General features: G+C 73.8%; 18 protein-coding genes. 7 read left to right on the top strand and 11 right to left on the bottom strand.

Annotated features, from left to right (window positions below; genetic code table 11):
- Positions 1–445: 445 nt before the first annotated feature.
- The gene (locus ACFYYN_RS02270; protein ID WP_500544367.1) at positions 446–1195 is read right to left on the bottom strand and encodes a hypothetical protein; all 750 of its coding nucleotides are present in this window, start codon (positions 1193–1195) and stop codon (positions 446–448) included.
- Between the two features lie 112 nt (positions 1196–1307).
- On the opposite strand from ACFYYN_RS02270, the gene mptB reads away from it, so the two are divergent.
- Genes mptB through ACFYYN_RS02255 form a run of 3 tightly spaced genes read left to right on the top strand, consistent with a single transcriptional unit; the run spans position 1308 to position 5054 of the window.
- Positions 1308–2621 (top strand): polyprenol phosphomannose-dependent alpha 1,6 mannosyltransferase MptB, encoded by a 1314-nt coding sequence (mptB, locus tag ACFYYN_RS02265; RefSeq protein WP_500544484.1) that lies wholly within the window; start codon positions 1308–1310, stop codon positions 2619–2621.
- Positions 2618–3778 carry a glycosyltransferase family 87 protein gene (locus ACFYYN_RS02260; protein WP_500544366.1) on the top strand — a complete coding sequence of 387 codons (1161 nt, stop codon included), beginning with the start codon at positions 2618–2620 and terminating at the stop codon, positions 3776–3778. The genes mptB and ACFYYN_RS02260 overlap by 4 nt, the downstream gene beginning before the upstream one ends.
- 46 nt (positions 3779–3824) lie before the next feature.
- On the top strand, positions 3825–5054 hold the full coding sequence (locus tag ACFYYN_RS02255; RefSeq protein WP_500544365.1) for a S8 family peptidase: 1230 nt from the start codon (positions 3825–3827) through the stop codon (positions 5052–5054).
- Between the two features lie 28 nt (positions 5055–5082).
- Here ACFYYN_RS02255 and ACFYYN_RS02250 read toward each other — a convergent pair whose 3' ends face one another.
- Positions 5083–5517, bottom strand: a complete 435-nt coding sequence (locus tag ACFYYN_RS02250) for a GNAT family N-acetyltransferase (protein ID WP_499512548.1) — start codon at positions 5515–5517, stop codon at positions 5083–5085.
- A 239-nt stretch (positions 5518–5756) separates the two neighbouring features.
- On the opposite strand from ACFYYN_RS02250, the gene ACFYYN_RS02245 reads away from it, so the two are divergent.
- Positions 5757–5930: a hypothetical protein gene (locus ACFYYN_RS02245; RefSeq protein ID WP_500544364.1), complete on the top strand. Its 174-nt coding sequence runs from the start codon at positions 5757–5759 to the stop codon at positions 5928–5930.
- A 51-nt stretch (positions 5931–5981) separates the two neighbouring features.
- Here the strand turns inward: ACFYYN_RS02245 and ACFYYN_RS02240 are convergent, their stop codons facing one another.
- From ACFYYN_RS02240 to ACFYYN_RS02215, 6 genes are all read right to left on the bottom strand, one after another.
- On the bottom strand, positions 5982–7052 hold the full coding sequence (locus ACFYYN_RS02240) for a terpene synthase family protein (RefSeq protein WP_500360830.1): 1071 nt from the start codon (positions 7050–7052) through the stop codon (positions 5982–5984).
- 500 nt (positions 7053–7552) lie between these two features.
- A complete protein-coding gene (locus ACFYYN_RS02235; protein WP_500360828.1) occupies positions 7553–9019 on the bottom strand; it encodes a cytochrome P450 in 1467 nt (488 codons plus the stop codon).
- A 30-nt stretch (positions 9020–9049) separates the two neighbouring features.
- On the bottom strand, positions 9050–9673 hold the full coding sequence (locus tag ACFYYN_RS02230) for a GTP-binding protein (protein ID WP_500322682.1): 624 nt from the start codon (positions 9671–9673) through the stop codon (positions 9050–9052).
- On the bottom strand, positions 9654–10016 hold the full coding sequence (locus ACFYYN_RS02225; RefSeq protein WP_500322680.1) for a DUF742 domain-containing protein: 363 nt from the start codon (positions 10014–10016) through the stop codon (positions 9654–9656). Before ACFYYN_RS02225 ends, ACFYYN_RS02230 begins: the two co-directional genes overlap by 20 nt.
- Positions 10013–10399 carry a roadblock/LC7 domain-containing protein gene (locus ACFYYN_RS02220; protein ID WP_499600269.1) on the bottom strand — a complete coding sequence of 129 codons (387 nt, stop codon included), beginning with the start codon at positions 10397–10399 and terminating at the stop codon, positions 10013–10015. The genes ACFYYN_RS02225 and ACFYYN_RS02220 overlap by 4 nt, the downstream gene beginning before the upstream one ends.
- A 23-nt stretch (positions 10400–10422) precedes the next feature.
- The gene (locus tag ACFYYN_RS02215) at positions 10423–12006 is read right to left on the bottom strand and encodes a sensor histidine kinase (RefSeq protein WP_500544483.1); all 1584 of its coding nucleotides are present in this window, start codon (positions 12004–12006) and stop codon (positions 10423–10425) included.
- A 746-nt stretch (positions 12007–12752) separates the two neighbouring features.
- Between ACFYYN_RS02215 and ACFYYN_RS02210 the strand changes: the two genes are divergently transcribed.
- Positions 12753–13532, top strand: a complete 780-nt coding sequence (locus tag ACFYYN_RS02210; RefSeq protein WP_500544363.1) for an SDR family NAD(P)-dependent oxidoreductase — start codon at positions 12753–12755, stop codon at positions 13530–13532.
- 122 nt (positions 13533–13654) lie between these two features.
- Positions 13655–16102, top strand: a complete 2448-nt coding sequence (locus tag ACFYYN_RS02205; protein WP_500544362.1) for a SpoIIE family protein phosphatase — start codon at positions 13655–13657, stop codon at positions 16100–16102.
- Positions 16103–16114: 12 nt separating this feature from the next.
- On the opposite strand, the gene ACFYYN_RS02200 is transcribed toward ACFYYN_RS02205, so the two are convergent.
- Positions 16115–16519: a VOC family protein gene (locus tag ACFYYN_RS02200; protein WP_500322677.1), complete on the bottom strand. Its 405-nt coding sequence runs from the start codon at positions 16517–16519 to the stop codon at positions 16115–16117.
- 95 nt (positions 16520–16614) lie between these two features.
- Here ACFYYN_RS02200 and ACFYYN_RS02195 point away from each other — a divergent pair, with 95 nt between their 5' ends.
- Positions 16615–17601 carry a sigma-70 family RNA polymerase sigma factor gene (locus ACFYYN_RS02195; RefSeq protein WP_500544361.1) on the top strand — a complete coding sequence of 329 codons (987 nt, stop codon included), beginning with the start codon at positions 16615–16617 and terminating at the stop codon, positions 17599–17601.
- Here the strand turns inward: ACFYYN_RS02195 and ACFYYN_RS02190 are convergent.
- Together ACFYYN_RS02190 and ACFYYN_RS02185 are read right to left on the bottom strand one after the other, a co-directional pair.
- The gene (locus ACFYYN_RS02190; RefSeq protein WP_500436916.1) at positions 17503–17910 is read right to left on the bottom strand and encodes an STAS domain-containing protein; all 408 of its coding nucleotides are present in this window, start codon (positions 17908–17910) and stop codon (positions 17503–17505) included. The two genes, ACFYYN_RS02195 and ACFYYN_RS02190, sit on opposite strands and share 99 nt — an antisense overlap.
- Positions 17911–17997: 87 nt before the next feature.
- A complete protein-coding gene (locus ACFYYN_RS02185) occupies positions 17998–18663 on the bottom strand; it encodes a histone deacetylase (RefSeq protein WP_500544360.1) in 666 nt (221 codons plus the stop codon).
- Positions 18664–18686: the final 23 nt, after the last annotated feature.

Here is an 18686-nt window from a genome sequence, read left to right as displayed (position 1 = left end):
CCGGATTCGGCCCGGTAGCCATCGCCCTGCCCGACCACGGCCGTCATGGCCGAGCCCGCACCTGCAGTCGCCGGATTCGGCCCGGTAGCCATCGCCCTGCCCGACCACGGCCGTCATGGCCGAGCCCGCACCTGCAGTCGCCGGATTCGGCCCGGTAGCCATCGCCCTGCCCGACCACGGGCGCGACCTGCCGATCAGGAACCGCGCCCGCCTCATGGAACGGCTCGCCGCCGACACGGGCTGCGGCGTCGTCGTCCGCAGCCTGCCGGCTCGCCCGGCTGCGCGCCGTCGGCGTCCGCGCGGTCGTCGTCGGCGGGACCGCCGACGACATCGGCCTCACCGACCGGGAACGGCGCGACCTCGGCACCTGCACCGCGCCGGGTACGGCTTCCTCTTCGAACGACCCGGCCGCGCCGCGGAGATCATCGCTGCACCGCCGCCGGGATCAGCAGGCCGCGCCGCCCCGCTCCACCAGGACCGGCCACAGGCGCTCCGCCAGCACCGGGTCGGTGCGGGCCACTTCACGCCCCAGGGCGGACGCGGCCGCGGCGAGCGCGCGGCGCAGTTCCGCCGGCTCCGCCGAGCGCACCAGCGTGGCGTGCAGCGGCCCCGTGACCTCGTCCGGCAGCAGGTGGGCGCCCTTGGCGTAGGCCGCGGGGTGCCCAAGGCGCAGACAGGCGAGGGCGATGACCTGGGTGCGCACCGCTGCGATCCAGTGCTCGGCCTGCCACAGCCGGCCCCGCTCGATGCTCGCCGCGGCGTGCAGGACGTGGTGCCAGCCGAGTCCCGTCGGCGTCCCCGGGTCGGCCGGCGCCGCCTCCGGCGCCCGGCCCGCGGAGCCGAACACCGTCCGCCACTGCGGCCCCCGGGGTCCGAACTCCTCCTCCGGCGTGAACGCCAGGTCCGCCTCCAGCGCCCCCGGCAGCAGGAACACCCGGTAGACGGTCGCGCCCGCCGGCAGGTCCCAGTGGTGCAGCGCCCCGAACCCGGGCCCGTACAGCCACGCCGTCCAGCGGGCCAGCGCCGCGCCCACCTCGCCCCGCACCCCGAGCACCAGGTCGACGTCGGACCACCGGTCGCCGCCGCCCGGGACCGCGAGCGAACCGGTGAGCGCGGCCCCGGTGACGTCCGGGTCGTCCGCGGCGAGACCGAGCAACCGGGCCCGTACGCGGTCGCGTTCCCCGGGTGTGAACATGCCCTCACCGTAGCGAAGCGGGCGCCGCGCGTCCGGGCCGGTCATCCGCCGGTCGCCCGCCGGTCGTCCGGCGGACATCCGGTGATGGGAACGTGCGGGCGTGACTCGCACGATGGCTCTCGGACTGGCCGGTACCGCCGCGCTGGCGATCGGCGGCATGGCCGCGGGGGCGCTGCCGGTACGGGACGGGATCGCGCTGCCGCAGGGGCAGGCGGCGGCCGGACTGCTGGTGGCGTACTTCGGCCTCGGGCTGCTCGTCGCGGCGTGGTGGCAGCTCGGCCGGCTGGTCCGCGGGCCCCGGCCCCCGTCGATACGCGCGCTGCTGACGACGTGCGCCGTGTGGGCGGCACCGCTGCTGCTGGCCCCGCCGCTGTTCAGCAGGGACGTCTACAGCTACCTGGCGCAGGGCACGATGGTGAACGCGGGCATCGACGCCTACACGCACGGGCCGGGCGTGCTGGGAGGTACGGCGGCGGCCGAGGTGCCGGCGATCTGGCGGAACAGCCCCGCGCCGTACGGGCCGGCGTTCCTGGCGCTGGCGCGCTTCGGGGCGCACGCCGGGGTCGCCGGGATGCGGGCGCTGGCCTTGCTGGGGGTGGCCCTGCTGGCCACGCTGCTGCCGCGGCTCGCCCGGCGCTGCGGCGCGGACCCGGCCGCGGCCGTGTGGCTGGGGGCGCTCAACCCGCTGGTGCTGCTGCACCTGGTGGCGGGGGCGCACAACGACGCCGTGATGCTCGGCCTGCTCGGCGCGGGCCTGGGCGCGGCACTCGCCCGGCGCCCGGTCGTGGCCGCCGCGCTGGTCACCCTGGCCGCCCTGGTCAAGGCGCCCGCGGCGCTCGGACTGCTGGTCGTGGCCAGCCTGTGGGCCGAACACCTGGAGGGCCGCCGGCGCCTGGCGCGCGCCGGAGCGGCCACGGCGGCGGTCGCCGGCGCGGCCACCGTGGCGGTCACCGCCGTCACCGGCGTCGGCTACGGCTGGATCGGCGCGCTGACCACGCCCGCCTCCGCCTCCAACTGGTCCCTGGTCAACGTCCTGGGGCGGTTCGCCGGCACCCCGGACGTCTGGCGGCTGCTCGGCATGGCCGCGGCCGCGCTCGTCATCGCCGCCGTGTGGCTGTACCGCGAACGGCTCGGGCCGGTGTACGCCCTGGGGATCAGCCTGCTCGCGGTGGCGCTGCTGGGCCCGGCGATCCGCCCCTGGTACCTGCTGTGGGGGCTCGTGCCGCTCGCCGTGGCCGCACCCGACGGCCGGGTGCGGCGGATCGCCGCGCTCGCCAGCGCGGTGCTGGCGCTCGTGGTGCTGCCCAGCGGGTTCGCCGCGACGCCCCGTCAGATCGCCCTGGCGGCCACGGGTGCGGCACTCGCGCTGCTCCCGCTCGCCGCGCTGCGGCTGGTCCGGCTCGTACGTCCCGCGCTCGCCTCATGAGGCGGATCGTGACGGCGGTCGCCGCCGTGGTCGCGACCGCGCTCTTCCTGGCCACCGTGCCGCTGCACCGGCACTGGTTCGACCTCGGCGTGTACTGGGGCACCGTCAACGCCTGGACGCACGACGGCGTCGGCGTCTACGACTACCTCAGTCCCGGGACGACGTACGGCTTCACCTACCCGCCGTTCGCCGCGCTGTGCATGCTGCCGCTGGCCCTGGTGAGCTGGCCCGCGGCCGTCGTCTGCGCGGCCGCGATCAACATCTGCGCCGCGGCGGCCGTCCTGTGGTGGACGGTGTGGCCGATCGTGCGCCGCGAGGGCTGGACCCCCTGGTACGCGATGGTGCTGGCCGTGTGCCTGATGGCGCTCCTGGAGCCGGTCCACGACACCTTCACCTTCGGGCAGGTCAACCTGGTCCTGCTCGCCCTGGTGCTCGCCGACACCGAACTGCTGCGCCGCGGCAGCCGCTGGGCCGGGTGCGCGATCGGCCTCGCCGCCGCCGTGAAGCTGACGCCCGCGCTGTTCGTCGGATGGCTGCTGCTCGCCGGGCACCGCCGCGCCGGCCTCACCGCGGCCGCCACCGCGACCGGGGCGACCCTGTTGGCGGCGCTGGCCGCGCCCGGCGCGTCCCGCGACTTCTGGACCCGGGCGATGTGGGACACCGACCGCGTCGGCTCGCTGTCGTACGCCTCGAACCAGTCGCTGCGCGGCACCTTCGCCCGGCTCGACGCACCCACGTGGGTGTGGGCGGTGGCCGTGGTCGCGGTGCTGGCGGTGTGGGCGTACAAGGTGCGCCGGACCGGCGTCACGACGGGCGTCGCCCTCACGGGGGTGACGGCCTGCCTGGTCAGCCCGGTGACCTGGGTGCACCACCTGGTGTGGCTGGTCCCGGCGTTGGCGGCGCTGGCCGGCGAGGCGCTGCGGGTACGGACCCGGGGCCCGACGGTCGCGGCGGTCGGCAGCTACGTCCTGCTCTGCAGCAGCGTCGTGTGGCTCTGGCGGGGCGACCCCGGCACCGGCGGCCTGGGCACCCTCGTGGGCGGCAGCGCCTACGTGTGGATCGGCCTGGGGCTGCTCGTCGCGCCCCGGCCCGGATGGCGTAGCAGGGCGCGCCCGCGTCCGATCCTGGCTGACAGGGTGGGGGAGAGGGCCGGCTGACGGCCCGTCGGCCGAGCTGTCCGCCGAGTCCCGAGGAGATCGACACATGCGTGTGTCCCTGCGCCGGACGTTCGCCGCGCTGCTGATGACCGCCGTCCCCGCGCTGGCCGCCCTCCCCGCGCCGGTGCCCGCACAGGCGCGCTCCTCCGTCGCCCTGGCGCCCCTGCTCGGCGTCGGGGCGCCGAACTCCATCCCGGGCCGCTACATCGTCACCCTGGCCCCGGACAGCGACCCCTCCGCCGTGGCGAGCGCGGCCGGGATCACCCCGGCCCACGTGTACGACAGCGTGATGCGGGGCTTCGCCGCCCCGCTCACCGGGAGGCAACTGGCCCGCGTACGGGCCCTGCCCTCGGTGCGCGGCGTCGAGCAGGACACCACGGTCACCCTGCCCGCGGAGGACCGGATCCCGGTGTCGACCAGCCGCCGGATGCCGGGCAGCCCGCCCCCGGCCGACGGCACCGGACGGTTCTGGGGCCTGGAGCGCGTGAGCAACCGCGCCCCGGCCACGCACGGCTTCACCGTCCGCGCGACCGGCGCCAAGGTCACCGCGTACATCATCGACAGCGGGATCGACTTCACCCACCCGGAGTTCGGCGGCCGCGCCAAGCCCGGCATCGACGAGATGGACGACGGCCGGAACGCCGCGGACTGCGCGGGCCACGGCACGCACGTCGCCGGCACGGTCGGCGGCGAGCACACCGGGGTCGCCCGGGCGGTCTCGCTGGTCTCCGTACGCGTGCTGGACTGCGAGGCGCGCGGCCCCAACTCCGGCATCATCGCCGGGATCAACTGGGTCGCCCGGCACGCGGTGAAGCCCGCCGTGGCCAACATCTCGCTGGGCGGCCTCTACTCCCCGACGATGAACGAGACCCTGGACGCGCTGGCCCGGGCCGGGGTCTTCCCGGTCGTCGCGGCCGGCAACGACGACGTCAGCTCCTGCGTCATCTCCCCGGCGAGCGCCACGGAGTCCTTCACCGTCGCCGCGACCGACCGGGCCGACCACCGGGCGGCGTTCAGCAACTTCGGCAGCTGCGTCAACCTGAACGCGCCCGGTGTCGACATCGCCTCCGCCTTCCCCGGCGGGCTCTACGCGATCATGAGCGGCACGTCGATGGCGGCCCCCCACGTCACCGGCATCGCCGCGCTCTACAAGGACACCTACGGGGACGCCGGCTTCGAGGTGCTGAAGAAGTGGCTCCTCGACCACGCCACCCGGACCGCGGTCCCCGAACCGTGGGGCACCCCGCAGCTGGTGGCCTTCACCGGGGACCTCTGAACGGCCCCGCCGTCCCGCGCCGCGCCCGTCAGGTGAGTTCGCGCGCGAGGTGCAGCGCCGTGATCGCCATACGGCGGGCGTGGAAGAAGCGGTGCGCCCCGTGGTTGGCCACGCCCGCGTCCAGCTCCAGCCGCTCGCAGCCCGCCGCCCGGGCCCTGGCCTCCACCTCCGCCAGCAACCGCGTGCCCACCCCCGCGCCACGCGCGTCCAGCGCCGTGACCAGGTCGTCGACCAGCAGCAACCGCCCCCTGCTCGTGGTCAGCACCCGGTGCGTGGCCACCCCCAGGTAACGCTCCCGCTCGTCCAGGGCCGCCGTGAAGACCACCCCCTGGTCATGCGCCTCGGCGGCGAAGGCCGCGAACCCGTCGGCGGTCAGAGCCGGCCGCAACGCCCTGATCAGCGGCCCGACTTCAGCGGTCATGGCCGGTTCACCAGACTTCACGTCCACGAACGTCAGTTCCATGGCGTGATCCTAGGAGGCGCCGGTGCCCGCCGCGCTCCCGTACGGATCAAGTTGCCTCGGCGTTCAGCGGAGTTGCGGTCCGGGCCGGCCGGAGAACGAGGCACGGTAGCCGGTTGAGCCACCCGTGACGCGGGAATCCTCAACGCCACGGTGGCGAATGTCCCGGTCTGGTAAGAAACGACCGTGGATCATCGCGTCTCGAGCGATGATCCCGGGCTCACACGCTGGGAGAGATCGACATGTTGAAGCCCACTTGTTCCTGCGACAAGCACCCGGCCGACGGGGAGCCCCCGGCCGGCACGACCCCCGGCCCCCGCTCCGCCGACGGCCCCGGCGCCGACGGCCCGGCCTCCTCCCCCGCCGACGACGCCTTCGTGCCCGGGAACGGCGGCGCCCTCATGGCGTCCCGCTGACGGACGGCACGAGGGCGCCGAGGGTGCGGACGGTCCCGCGGGGGCCGTCCGTCAGTCCTCCAGTTGCCTCCACCACCAGGAGATCGCCGGGAGGTCCACCGGGGCATCGCTGCCGGGCATCGGCGCCGGCGCCCAGGTCGTCGGCAGGTAGGCGGGATCCTCGGGGTTGAGGTAGCGCTCGCAGGTCGTGCCCCACTCGAGGTTCGCCCGGATCCAGTGCCCGAGCGAGGTCACGTACCGCTGCAGCTCGGATGATGCCGTGCGGTGCACCTGCGCGCTCAGCGTCGTGAACAGGACCATGATCTGGTCACGCAGGAACATCGCCTCGGAGACCATGCCGGGGACGGGCTTGCCCGCGGCGTGCGCGAGGACGTCGAGCAGGTTCTGGTCGTCACCGTCGCGCAGGTGCTCCTTGCGGTAGGACAGGATGTCATTGTCCCAGCCGACCAGCAGACAGGTCGCCTCGGTGAGGGCACGGACGTCCGGCCGCTCCAGCTCGGCCGGGGGCACCTCGTACCCGTCCGCGACGTCGAGCAGCATGACACTGACCTTCATCGCGCCGTTGTGGATGCGCAGCAGTGCGTAGTCGTCCAGGCCGGGTGCCGCACCGTCGACCCGGTTGGCCGCCTCCCACACCTGGCACAGGAAGTACATGCGCATCGCGTCCGTCCAACGGCCGATCTGCGCGGCGGTGGCGACCCGGCCCACGCGCAGCCGCAGGTCCCGGAAGGCCGCCTCGAAGCAGAAGTACGTGCCGTTCGGGGACAACGGTGTCTCGGGAGCCTCGAGTATGCGCAGCAGCCTGGTCAGCACACGACTCAGCTCGCCGGGGCGCCGGCCCAGGCGGCCTTCGTCGCAGTGGGCGTCGTCGAAGGCGAACAGCCACATCAGGGAGTCCGCCGATATCTGCGCCCCCTCCTCGGTCCCGTACGGCGAGGTGAGCGCGGCGAGGCGGCCGGCTCCGACGTGCTCCAGGCGCAGCCGCTGGGACTCGTCCTCGTACAGGCCGAAGCGGCGGACCCACTCGATGGTGGCCCGGTCCAGGTCGTCGGCCAGGGGGTGGGCGGCCGGTGCGATCGGGCAGTAGAAGGGCGCCAGTTGAAGGGCGGGCACAGTGGTCACGGACATGCTCCTTCGAGCTTGGGGGAGGGCGGGCCAGCGCCTGCTACCTTCCGCACAACCTTGCCATGAACGCGCCAAACGTAGACCGACAGGAACAGGCGCGGGCCGCGCGCCCGGAGCGCGCGGAGCGGCCCGCGGGAGGGCGGCCCAGTGGAACGACGGACCCGGGCTCCACTGACGTCCACCTCTCAGCTGTCACAACCGTTCCACCTGTGACGCACCGCACGCGTGGCGGAAATCGAACACAAGTGGATCATTCAAATGACAATTACTCCGGCATATGGCGGAGCAGTCAAGAGACCAAAACGCGTCACGGGAAGGACAGTTGACGCACATTCCGGTTGTGTTCATGGGCGAGGTGTGTGCGCCCGATGCTCGACCTTGGCCGAACCAGCCACGATGGCCCTACGGCATGGAGGGCGCACGAACGGGCGCACGGGCGCATTCGCCCGTGCGCCCGTCTTGAACCGGTCACACAGTGAGACACCACGTGCCAACGGCTACCGCCGTCGTACGCCCAGGCGCGAAACGAGCGCCCGCCACCAGGAACGGCGCTGCAGGGGAACGGCTGCCGCCGGCCGGGGCGCGAAGGCCGGTTCCGGCTGCGCCGGGGGCAGTTCGGCCGTCGTCGACGGAGCGGCCTCGGACACCTGCCCCCTCGGGGGCGTCTGCGGGACGCGGACCTCCCGGGGCGCCGGTTCGGCCGCTGCCAGCCCCTGGTCACCGAGCGGCTTGGCCGGGCTGAACTCCGCGGGCAGGGCCACCAGGTGCCGGGAGATCCACGCGGCCTGCGAGGTCAGTTCCTCCTCCGGCACGGCAACCCGCAGGTCCGGCAGCCGCATCAGCAGCGTGTCGATGGCGGTGTCGACGATGGCCCGGGCGATGTCCTTGCCGGGACACTCGTGCGGGCCGCTGCTGAAGGCCAGGTGCGAACGGTTGCCGTGCACGGGGGTGGAGAGGTCCGGCCGCACGCGCGGGTCGACGTTGCCCGCGGCGATGCCGAACATCACCATGTCCCCCTCCTCGATCTGCTGACCACCCAGCTCGGTGGCCCCCGTGGCCCAGCGGCCGGGCACCACGGCGATCGACGGCTCGTCCCACAGCACCTGCTCCAGGGCATCGGGGAGGGTCATGTGACCGCCCGAGAGGTGGGCCCGGAAACGGGGGTCGGTCAGCACCATCTTGAGCGCGCCGACGATGAAGTTGACGGTGGGCTCGTTGGCCGCGATCAGGATCAGCCGCAGGTGTTCGGCGACCTCGTCGTCGGTGAGGTTCGCCTCATGGCGCAGCAGCCAGGAGGTCAGGTCGCCGCCGGGGTCGGCCCGCTTGCGCTGCACGAGCTGCTTGCAGGCGGACAGCACGTACTCGTTGCTGGCCACCGCCGTCTCGGTGCCGCGCATCAGGTCGCGGCCGGCCTCCACCAGCTTCGGCCCGTACTCCTCGGGCATGCCCAGCAGCTGGGTCATGACGAGCACCGGAAGCTGCTCGGCGAACTGGGTGACCAGTTCGACCTCCCCGGACTGGCAGAACTCGTCGACCAACTGGTTGGAGAAGCGGATGATGTGCTGGCGGATACCCCGTCGGTTGAGGCGGCCCATGCTGGTGGTGACCGCTCCGCGCAGCCGCTCGTGCTCGGCGCCGTCGGCGAAGACGCACAGCGGCTGCCAGGCGACCATCGGCAGCAGCGGCGAGTCCATGGCGACGTTGCCCTCGCGGAAGTGCCGCCAGATGCGGGAGTCCCGGGAGAACCGCGAGGGGTTCCGCATGGCCTCGAGGTTCTCGTGGTGTCCCAGGACGATCCAGGCGTTCAGGTCACCGTGCACGAGCACGGGGGCCACCGTTCCGTGCTCGGCGCGCAGCTTCTCGTACAGGGCCATGGGGTCTGCGGCGGCCTCGGGGCCGTAGAGCCTGCGCAGGCCGCCCGGGCCGAGGCCGTGGGCGGGGCATTCGGGGGGTGGGGTGGTCACGGGACGCTCCTGATCACGGGCGGGGAAGGATCACAGGGCCGATGCGGCGGCGAGGGAGTGGAGATGGCGCATGAGCGTCATCAGCACGTCACGGACGGAGCTGCGGGACCGGGCGTCGCACTCCACCAGGGGAACATGATCCGGCAGGTCCAGGGCGGACCGCAGCTCGTCGAGCGGGTAACTGGGCGACTCCGGGAAGGAGTTGACGGCCACGACGAACGGTGTTCCGCGCTCCTCCAGCCGCCCTATCACGTCGAAACTGACCTCGAGGCGCCGCGTGTCGACCAGCACCACCGCGCCCAGCGCGCCCTCGAAGAGCCCGTTCCACAGGAACCAGAAGCGCTGCTGGCCCGGTGTCCCGAAGAGGTAGAGGACCAGTTCGTCGTTGATGCTGATGCGGCCGAAGTCCATGGCCACCGTGGTGGCCGTCTTGCGTTCCACCCCCACGATGTCGTCCACGCCCACACCGGCCTGGGTCATCGTCTCCTCGGTGGACAGCGGCCGGATCTCACTGACCGATCCGACCAGGGTCGTCTTGCCGACCCCGAAGCCCCCCACGATCACTATCTTGACCGCGGCGGCTGCCGATTCCGGCAGAGCGTCCTCACTCCGCGGCCCCCTGACGCCGAGCGCGTCAGAGCCTTTCAAGTCCATGCATCACCGCCTCAATCAGTGCAGCGTCGGGAAGAAGTGCGGGCGCGATCGGCGGTCGTGCCTCCACCCGCTTGTCGGCCAGCAGATCCGCGAGAAGTACGGTCACCACGCTGACCGGGAGGTTCAGGTACGCGGAGATCTCGGCGACGGACAGGGGAGAGGTGCACAGCCGCAGGATCGCGGCCTGTTCGGGCGCCATGCCCGGGGGCGGCCCCGAGCGGGCCCGTACCAGGGTGACCAGGTCGATGGCGGTCTCTTCCGAGGATCCGCTGCGCCCTCCCGTCACCACGTAGAGCCGCTCGGGGTTTCCGTTGTCCCACTCCTCCGCAGGACCGTCGCTCATACGGCCTGCCCGTCCCGGCGCGGAGGACTGGTCAGATGCGCGCCGATCCGTGCGACCAGGTCCCGCATCCGATTGCCCATGAGCCCGGCGTCGACGCCCTCGTCGGCGAGGACCGCGAGGTACGCACCCGCGCCCGCCGCCATGAGGTAGAAGAAGCCGCCGTCCACCTCGATGACGACCAGCCGCATCCGCCCGTCGCCGTGCGGGAACTCACCGGCGATGGCCGCCGCCAGGCTCTGCAGGCCCGCGCAGGCCGCGGCCAGGCGGTCGGCCGCGTCCGTGTCGCCGCCGTACTGGGCCATGCGCAGGCCGTCCGAGGACAGCACCACGACGTGCCGGGTCTCGGGGACGCCCGTCGCCAGGTCCTTGAGCATCCAGTCCATGTTGGCCCGCTGCTGAATCACGGCTACTCACCCTTATCTAACGTTTCGTCACTGTTGCTGTCAGAGGAGGTGGCAGTGCTCTCACCGGACACGGCGCTGGTGAAGGCCGCCAGCCACATGCCCGGTTGCACGGGCTCCTTGCCCGGCTTCGGGTCCGACGCGGCAGTGACCGAGCCGTCGGCGGGCACGGTGCCCATCCGCGCACCGGGGGCGGGACTCGGGGCCGCAGCGCGACGCCGCCGCTGGGGAAGTCCGTTCGCGGTCCTCTCGTGCACGACCGGCACGTCGTCCTCCGCCCAGGCGTGGGCGGCGGGCGGGGAGGGCCGGGGACCCGTGGCGGGGGCCGGGGCGGGCACGGGGGCGGGCACGGGTGCCGTCCCGGAGTCGGACGCGCGCTGGTCCGGCACCACGGGCCGGGGGCCCGAGACGGAGCCGATGCCGTGCGCCAGACCGGTGGCGTTCGCCACCGTGGTGATGACGTCCTGCGGGACGATCACCACGGCGCGCACCCCGCCGTAGGCGGAGGAGCGCAGGGACACCTGGAAGTTCCACGTCGCCGCGAGGCGCCCGACGACGGCGAGGCCGAGGCGGGGGGTCTCGCCCAGGTCACCCAGGTCGAAGCCGGCCTGGGCCTCCGCCAGGGCGCGCTCGGCGCGGGTCCGGGACTCCTCGCTGAGGCCGACGCCGCCGTCCTCGATCTCGATGGCGATGCCGGACTGCACCTCGACGGCGGTGAGGTGGACCCTCGTGTGCGGCGGGGAGTAGCGGGTGGCGTTGTCCAGCAGCTCGGCGACCGCGTGGATCAGCGGCTCGACCGCGGGTCCGACGACGGCCACCTCCGTCACGGAGTGCAGTTCCACGCGGGTGTAGTCGGTGATGCGCGACATGGCGCCGCGGAGCACGCTGAACAGGGGGACGGCCCGGCGCCACTGGCGTCCGGGGCGGGCGCCGCCGAGGACGGCGATGCTGTCCGCGAGCCGGCCGATGAGGGCGGTGCCGTGGTCGAGCTTGAGCAGGTCCCCGAAGACGTCGGGGGTGCGGCCGTGCCGGTCCTCCATCTCCCGCAGGTCACTGGCCTGCTGGTGGACGATGGCCTGCACGCGCCGGGCGATGTTGACGAAGGCACGCTGCGAGGACTCGCGGACGTCCTCCTCCGCGGACACGGCTTCCAGCACCGAGCGCAGCATCCGCTGATGGGCCCGCTGGAATCCGGGGGTGACGCCCTCGGCGTCCTCTTCGATGTCCTTGAGCACGTCGGCGACGAACTCGCCGCGCTGCAACCGCGCCACCGCGTTCGGCAGCTGCTCCCGTGCCAGCCGTTCGGTCTCCGCCTCCTGGCGGGAGAGCCGGAACTGCAGTTCTTCCTCGCGCCGTACGAGCTGCTCGCGCAGCGCCCGTACGGCAGTGCCCCGGCGGGCGGTCTCGGCGCCGAGGACGGCCACGGCCACCGTGGCGGTCACCCCGCACCACAGCACCGCCTCCCGGGCGGCCGACGGGACGGTCCATACGGCGACGGCGGTCACCGCCGCGACTATGCCGACCGGCAATAACCACGCGGACGTGGCGGTAGGCCGGCGGTCTCCGGGGGACGATCCAGCACGAACCATCAGCATCCTCAGGTGATCGCTAGTCATGGAACGAACACGACACGAGCAGGCGGAGTCCGGCCTCAGCGACCTGGGCAATCGGCACTCGGTCGGCATATCCGCCTGACCTGGCGTAATTGCTACAACACGCTGAGCCGCAAGTAGCATAGCCGCTTCCATTCCCTGGCTGATGCCGCCTCACGATGCCTTTGGCACATGCCGTTTGACGTATGGTTATCGGTTCTTCAGCGTCGGCGCAAACCCCTCCCGGGCGCTCCCTCACCATCTGTGCGTCCACGATTCGATCATGAGCAATGACCGATATAAACTGTTTGACCACGGATGGCTCGATCGACGGCGACGCCGGTCCCCGCGCCCCGGGAGGCCCTCATGGGCGAGCAGGAACACGCCGGGCCGAACCCCCCAGCGAGGACCCCGGAACGCCGCTTCCCCACGTCACGCGCCCCCCGCGGGATGCGCACCGGGCCGGGCCGCGGGCGCTTTCGGGCGGTACGCGCGGGCGCCGCGGAGGGCAGCGGGGCCGAACCGGAGCGACCGGCTCCACGGCATGCGCCCGGGCGGTACGGCGGGCCCCCAGGCGGCACGGCGGGAAAGCCCCGGCGTGCGCCGTCCGGCCGCGCGCGATGCGCCCGCGCCGCGGGACCCCGGAGGGGCGCGAAAATTGGCTTCACTCTTAAGAGTGATGGGTACTTGCGCCCAGCCCGTTCGGGGAGCAATGTCACGCGCGCGGAGACCGGGGCCGGCCGATGACCGCCGGGGAACTGCGGGGGCTCGCCGCGATCGTCACCGGCGGCGCCACCGGGATCGGGCTCGCCACGGCGGAGACCCTGGCGGCGCGCGGCGCACGGGTCGCCGTGCTGGACCAGGCCCCCGGCCGGGCACCGGCACACCTGCACGCGCTCGCCGCCGACATGGCCGACGACGCCTCCGTGCGGTGGGCGGTCGGCCGTGCCGTGGAGGACCTGGGCGGGCTGGACATCCTGGTCAACAACGCGGGCACCGGGGCCGTCGGAACCGTGGAGGAGAACCCGGACGGCGAGTGGCGCCGGGTTCTGGAGGTCAACCTCCTCGGCGTGGTCCGGGCGAGCCGGGCGGCGCTGCCGTACCTGCGCCGCTCCCGCTACGCGTCGATCGTCAACATCTCCTCGGTCACGGCCACGGCCGGGCTCCCGCGCCAGGCGCTGTACGCGGCGAGCGAGGGCGCCGTCCTCGCGCTCACCCTGGCCATGGCCGCCGACCACCTGCCCGAGGGCGTCCGGGTCAACTGCGTCACCCCCGGCACCGTCGACACGCCCTGGGTGGAGCGGCTGATCGCCGCCGCCCCCGATCCGGCGGCCGAGCGGGCCGCGCTCCAGGCCCGCCAGCCCAGCGGGCGCCTGGTCACCGCCCAGCAGGTCGCCGACGCCGTCGCCTACCTCGCCGGACCCTCGGCCGCGGCGGTCACCGGCACCGCGCTCCCCGTGGACGGCGGCCTGCACGCGCTGCGCCCCACCCCTCCGCCCCTTCCCCCGGGGCCACTGCCCTGAGCGGTGCCGGACCGGGCCGGGGCCCGCCCGGAGCCCGTCCGAAGCCGGTCAGCGCGAGGAGCCCCCGCGGACGGGACGTCCTAGCATGAAAGACACGGATCAGCGGAAATGGGACGCCCCTGATGGTCATGCCGGAGGGAAGCGCGGCGGCGCCGGCGAAGGCGCCGTTCGACCTTGCCTACGCCGCGTCGGCGCTGATCGACGGCGAGGGGACGATCGTCGGCTGGACGGCCGCCGCGGAGCACCTGCTGGGCTACCCGGCCGCGGAGGCGCTGCACCGCCCCGCCACGCTGCTGCTCGCCTCGTCCGGCCAGGCCGCCAGGGCCGCGGAGGTCGCCGCCCAGTGGCACGACCAGGACATCTGGGGCGGCCTGGTGGCCGCCCGGCACCGCGACGGACGCCGGATCGAGCTGGGCCTTCGGGTGTCCGCGCTGGCGTCGCCCGACGGGCGGGAACGCTGGCTGGTGTCCGCGATCGACCTGGCCAGGACCCCGTCGTGGGCGGTGAGCAGCGCCATCCTGGAGGGCTTCCTCAGCCGGTCCCCGATCGGCATGGCCGTGCTCACCCCCGACCTGCGGTACGTGTGGGTCAACGACACCCTGGAGCGTTTGGCCGGCGTGCCGCGCGAGCACCGCATCGGGATGCGCATGAGCGACTCCCTGCCCGGTCTGGACACCGAGGCGCTGGAGAACATCATGCGCGAGGTGCTGCTGACCGGTGAGCCGGTGATCGACCACGAGTACCAGGGCTGGACGCTGGCCGCCCCCTACCGGGAGCGGTCCTTCTCCACCTCCTTCTACCGCCTGGACGACGCCGAGGGCCGGGTGATGGGCGTCTGCTACATGGGCATGGACGTCACCGACCGCTGGCGCGCACGGGGCCGGCTCGCGCTGCTCAACGAGGCCGGGGCCTGCATCGGCAGCACCCTGGACGTCACCCGCACCGCCCAGGAACTGGCGGACGTGTCGGTACCGCGGCTCGCCGACTTCGTCACCGTCGACCTGCTGGAGCCGGTGCTGCGCGGCGACGAGCCGCCGGCCGGCGGCGGGCTGGCCCGCGTGCCGCTGCGCCGCGCCGGGATGCGCTCGGTGCACCCGGGCACCCCGGAGTCGATCGTCGCGCTCGGCGAGCGGATCAACGCCGGCGACACTTCGCCGCACGTGCGCTGCATGACCTCCGGCCGGCCCGAGATCGAGGCCGACATCGCCATCGACCGCGCGTCGTGGCTCACCGACGACCCGGCCCGCGCGGCCAAGATCCGCGAGTTCGGGATGCGGTCGGTGATGTGGGTGCCGCTGCGGGCCCGGGGCACGGTCCTCGGCGTGGCGACCTTCATCCGGCACCGCAGGCCCGGCGCCTTCGAGCCGGACGACCTGCTGCTCGCCGAGGAGCTCGTGGCCCGCGCCGCGGTGTGCGTGGACAACGCCCGGCGCTGGACCCGCGAGCACGAGGCGGCGCTCACCCTGCAGCGCAGCCTGCTGCCGCAGACCCTGACCGGCGGCACGGCGCTGGAGGTCGCCTCCCGCTACCTGCCCACCGACATCCAGGACGGCGTGGGCGGCGACTGGTTCGACGTCATCCCGCTGTCCGGGGCGCGGATCGCGCTGGTGGTCGGGGACGTCGTCGGGCACGGGCTCACCGCGGCGGCGACGATGGGACGGCTGCGGACGGCCGTCCACACCCTCGCCGACATGGACCTGCCGCCCGACGAACTGCTGGCGCACCTGGACGACCTCATCATGCGGCTCACCGAGGAGGAGAGCGCCGACGCGTCGGTGGCCACCACCGTCACCGGCGCCACCTGCCTCTACGCCGTCTACGACCCGGTGACCCGGCGGCTGACGATGGCCCGTGCCGGGCACCCGCCGCCCGCGGTCGTCGACCCCTCCGGCCGGGTCACCTTCGCCGAACTGCCCGCCGGCCCGCCGCTCGGCCTGGGCGCCATGCCCTTCGAGTCCGCCGAGCTCGAACTGGCCGAGGGCAGCATCATCGCCCTCTACACCGACGGCCTGATCGACACCTTCGGCGAGGACGTCGACGTGGGCCTGGAGCGGCTCGCGCACGCCCTGGCCCACCCCGAACTGCCGCTGCAGGACCTGTGCTCGGCCGTGCTGGAGCGTCTGCTGCCCGGTCCGCCCGCCGACGACGTCGCCCTGCTCGTGGCCCGTACGCACGCGCTCACCACGGACCGGTTCGTCGCCTGGGACCTGCCGGTCGACCCGGCGGTCGTCAGCCGGGCCCGGGCGCTGGCCGCGCGCCAACTCGCCGAGTGGGGGCTGGAGGAGCTGCGGACGACCACCGAACTGGTCGTCAGCGAGCTGGTCACCAACGCCATCCGGCACGCCTCGGGCCCGATCCGGCTGCGGTTGATCCGGCAGTCGGTCTTCATCTGCGAGGTCTACGACGGCAGCAACACCGTGCCGCGGCTGCGGCACGCCCGGACCACCGACGAGGGCGGCCGCGGGCTCTTCCTCGTCGCCCAGCTGACCCGCCGGTGGGGCACCCGCTACACCGCGGACGGCAAGCTGATCTGGGCGGAGCAGGAGATCCCGGACGTCCACCCGGGCTGAGCGCGCGGCGCGTCAGTCCTGGAGGGCGGCCGGGTCCATGTGCACGACCTCCCACAGGTGGCCGTCCGGGTCCTGGAAGCTGCGGCCGTACATCGGCCCCTGGTCCATGGGCTCGTTCGAGGGCGACCCGCCCGAGGCCAGGGCCGCGTCGGCCAGCTCGTCCACGCGCTCCCGCGACTCGACGCCCAGGCAGAGGATGGACTCGGTGGTCTTCGTGGCGTCCGCGACCTCCTTCTTGGTGAACTGCCGGAAGAAGGGCTCGACGAGCAGCATCGCGAAGATGCCCTCGCCGATCACCATGCACGCGGCGTTGTCGTCGGTGAACCGGGGGTCGAAGGAGAAGCCGAGGCCGCCGAAGAAGGCCTTCGACCTGGGCAGGTCCTGCACGGGGAGGTTGACGAAGATCTGGGTCGGCATGGTCCGCCTCGTTCCGTTCCGGGGTTTGTGTCAGTGGTCTGTGCTGAAGTAGACCCGTGGACGCTCCGGAACTCATCGGAAGGCGGAGGAGAACCATGAGCGATCTCGCTGCACCCCCGGACGTGGCGCAGGAGCTGGAGCGCTACCGCGCGGAGCTGACCGGCTACTGCTACCGGATGCTGGGCTCGGCCTTCGAGGCGGAGGACGCCGTCCAGGAGACGATGGTGCGGGCCTGGCGGGCGTACGACCGCTTCGAGGGCCGCTCCAGCCTGCGTTCCTGGCTGTACCGCATCGCCACCAACGCGTGCCTGGACATCCTGGGCGGCACGGGGCGCCGGGCCCGCCCGATGGACCTGGCCTCCCCCGGCAGCGCCGACGGCCCACTGCCCGGCACCCTGCCGGAGAGCACCTGGATCTCCCCCGCCCCCGACGGCCGCGTCCTGCCCGAGACGGGCGACCCCGCCGACCTCGCCGACCAGCGCGAGAGCGTGCGCCTGGCGTTCGTCGCCGCCCTGCAGCACCTCGCGCCGCGCCAGCGGGCCGTGCTCATCCTGCGGGAGGTGCTGGCCTGGAAGGCGGCCGAGGTCGCCGAATTGCTCGACACCACCGTCGCCTCGGTCAACAGCGCGCTGCAGCGGGCCCGCGCCGCCCTCGCCGCGGCCGGCCCCGCCACGACCGACCCGGCCCGTCCGCTCGACGAGGAGCAGCGCGCCCTGCTCGGCCGCTACGTCGCCGCCTTCGAGTCCTACGACCTCGACGCCCTCACCTCACTGCTCCACGAGGACGCCACGCTGTCCATGCCGCCCTTCGGCCTGTGGCTGCGCGGATCCGCGGACATCAAGGCCTGGATGCTCGGGCTCGGCTCCGGCTGCCGCGGTTCGCGGCTCGTCCCGGTCACGGCCAACGGCACACCGGGCTTCGGGCAGTACCGGTCCAGCCCCGACGGGGGTCACGAGCCGTGGGCGCTGCAGGTCATCGAGATATCAGAGGGCCGGATCACCGGGCTCAACTCCTTCCTCGACACCGAGCGGCTCTTCCCGCTGTTCGGCCTCCCCGCGCGCCTCGCACCCGAGGCCCGCTAGCCCGCCCAGCCCGGTGAGCACCAGCAGTTCCCGCAGCGCGCCCCCGGCGCCCCGCAGCCTGATCCGGCCGCCGTGGCGCCGGGCGGTCAGCTGCAACCGCGCGATGGCGTCGACCAGCACGACGTCCGGAGCGCCGTCGAGCCCGCCCACGTCGCACAGCACCGTCCCGCCGCCCCGCTCGGCCAGCAGCGCGCGCAGCCGCTCGACCAGCGGCGGGATCCCCGCGCGGTCGAGTCTCCCGGTCAGGACGAGCACGGCGGGCCCACCGCCCGGTCGGGACGCGGGCGGGGGCGGCGCGGGCCGGGCCATGGGCGACCTCCTGGGGCGGATGCGGGGATGCGTACCGCGTACGTCCCTAGGACCGGCGGCGGCGCCGTAATCCATCGGCGCCGCGCGTCACCGTCCGAGCAGCGCCGTGATCTCCCGCGGGTCCCAGGCCCCGTCGGCGCACTCCGCGAGGTAGGCCGCGATGCCGGGCAGGTCCCAGGCGCCCGTCTCGGCCAGGCCCTCGGCGATGTGCCGCAGGTAGGTCCCGGACGGCCTGACGTGCTCGGCCCCGCCGGAGCCCCAGGGGGCGGTGAAGGTGAGCACCGGGTGCCCGTCCACGTCCCCGGGGTACAGCAGCGTCTCGTACCGCCCGTCGCCCAGCCGGGCCCTGCCGCAGCGGAGCACCTCGGCGAGGTCGAGGTCGGAGCCCGGCGACCGGTACATCTCCTGGGCGGCGATGTCCGAGAACTGACCGACCGTCAGCAGGTGGGCCCTGGCGCGCACCCCGCCGCCCGGCACGTCGCCGTCGTAGAAGGCCCGGCCCCCCGACCAGACCGGCGACCGCGTCGCGAAGTACATCCGCCCCGGCAGTTCCAGCGGCACCGACCGCAGCGGCGGGCGCGCGTCCCGGCAGCCCGGGTACTCCCGGCCGCCGCCGGGGGGCACCCCGCCGGCGAGGTAGCTGTTGAGGCGCACGAGGTGGGTGTTGGAGCCGTAGGCCGCGTACCAGACGAAACCGGGCGGCCGGTCCGGCCGCACGGCACCCCGGGGCCCCACGCGCTGCGGTGTGGTCACCGCTCCATGATGCGGGCGCCGCG

The sequence above is a fragment of the Streptomyces sp. NPDC001902 genome (genome assembly GCF_042891295.1).
In the GTDB taxonomy this organism is placed as follows: Bacteria; Actinomycetota; Actinomycetes; order Streptomycetales; family Streptomycetaceae; genus Actinacidiphila.
Note: the sequence above shows the minus strand (reverse complement) of the source record. Positions and strands in the feature narration are given on the sequence as shown.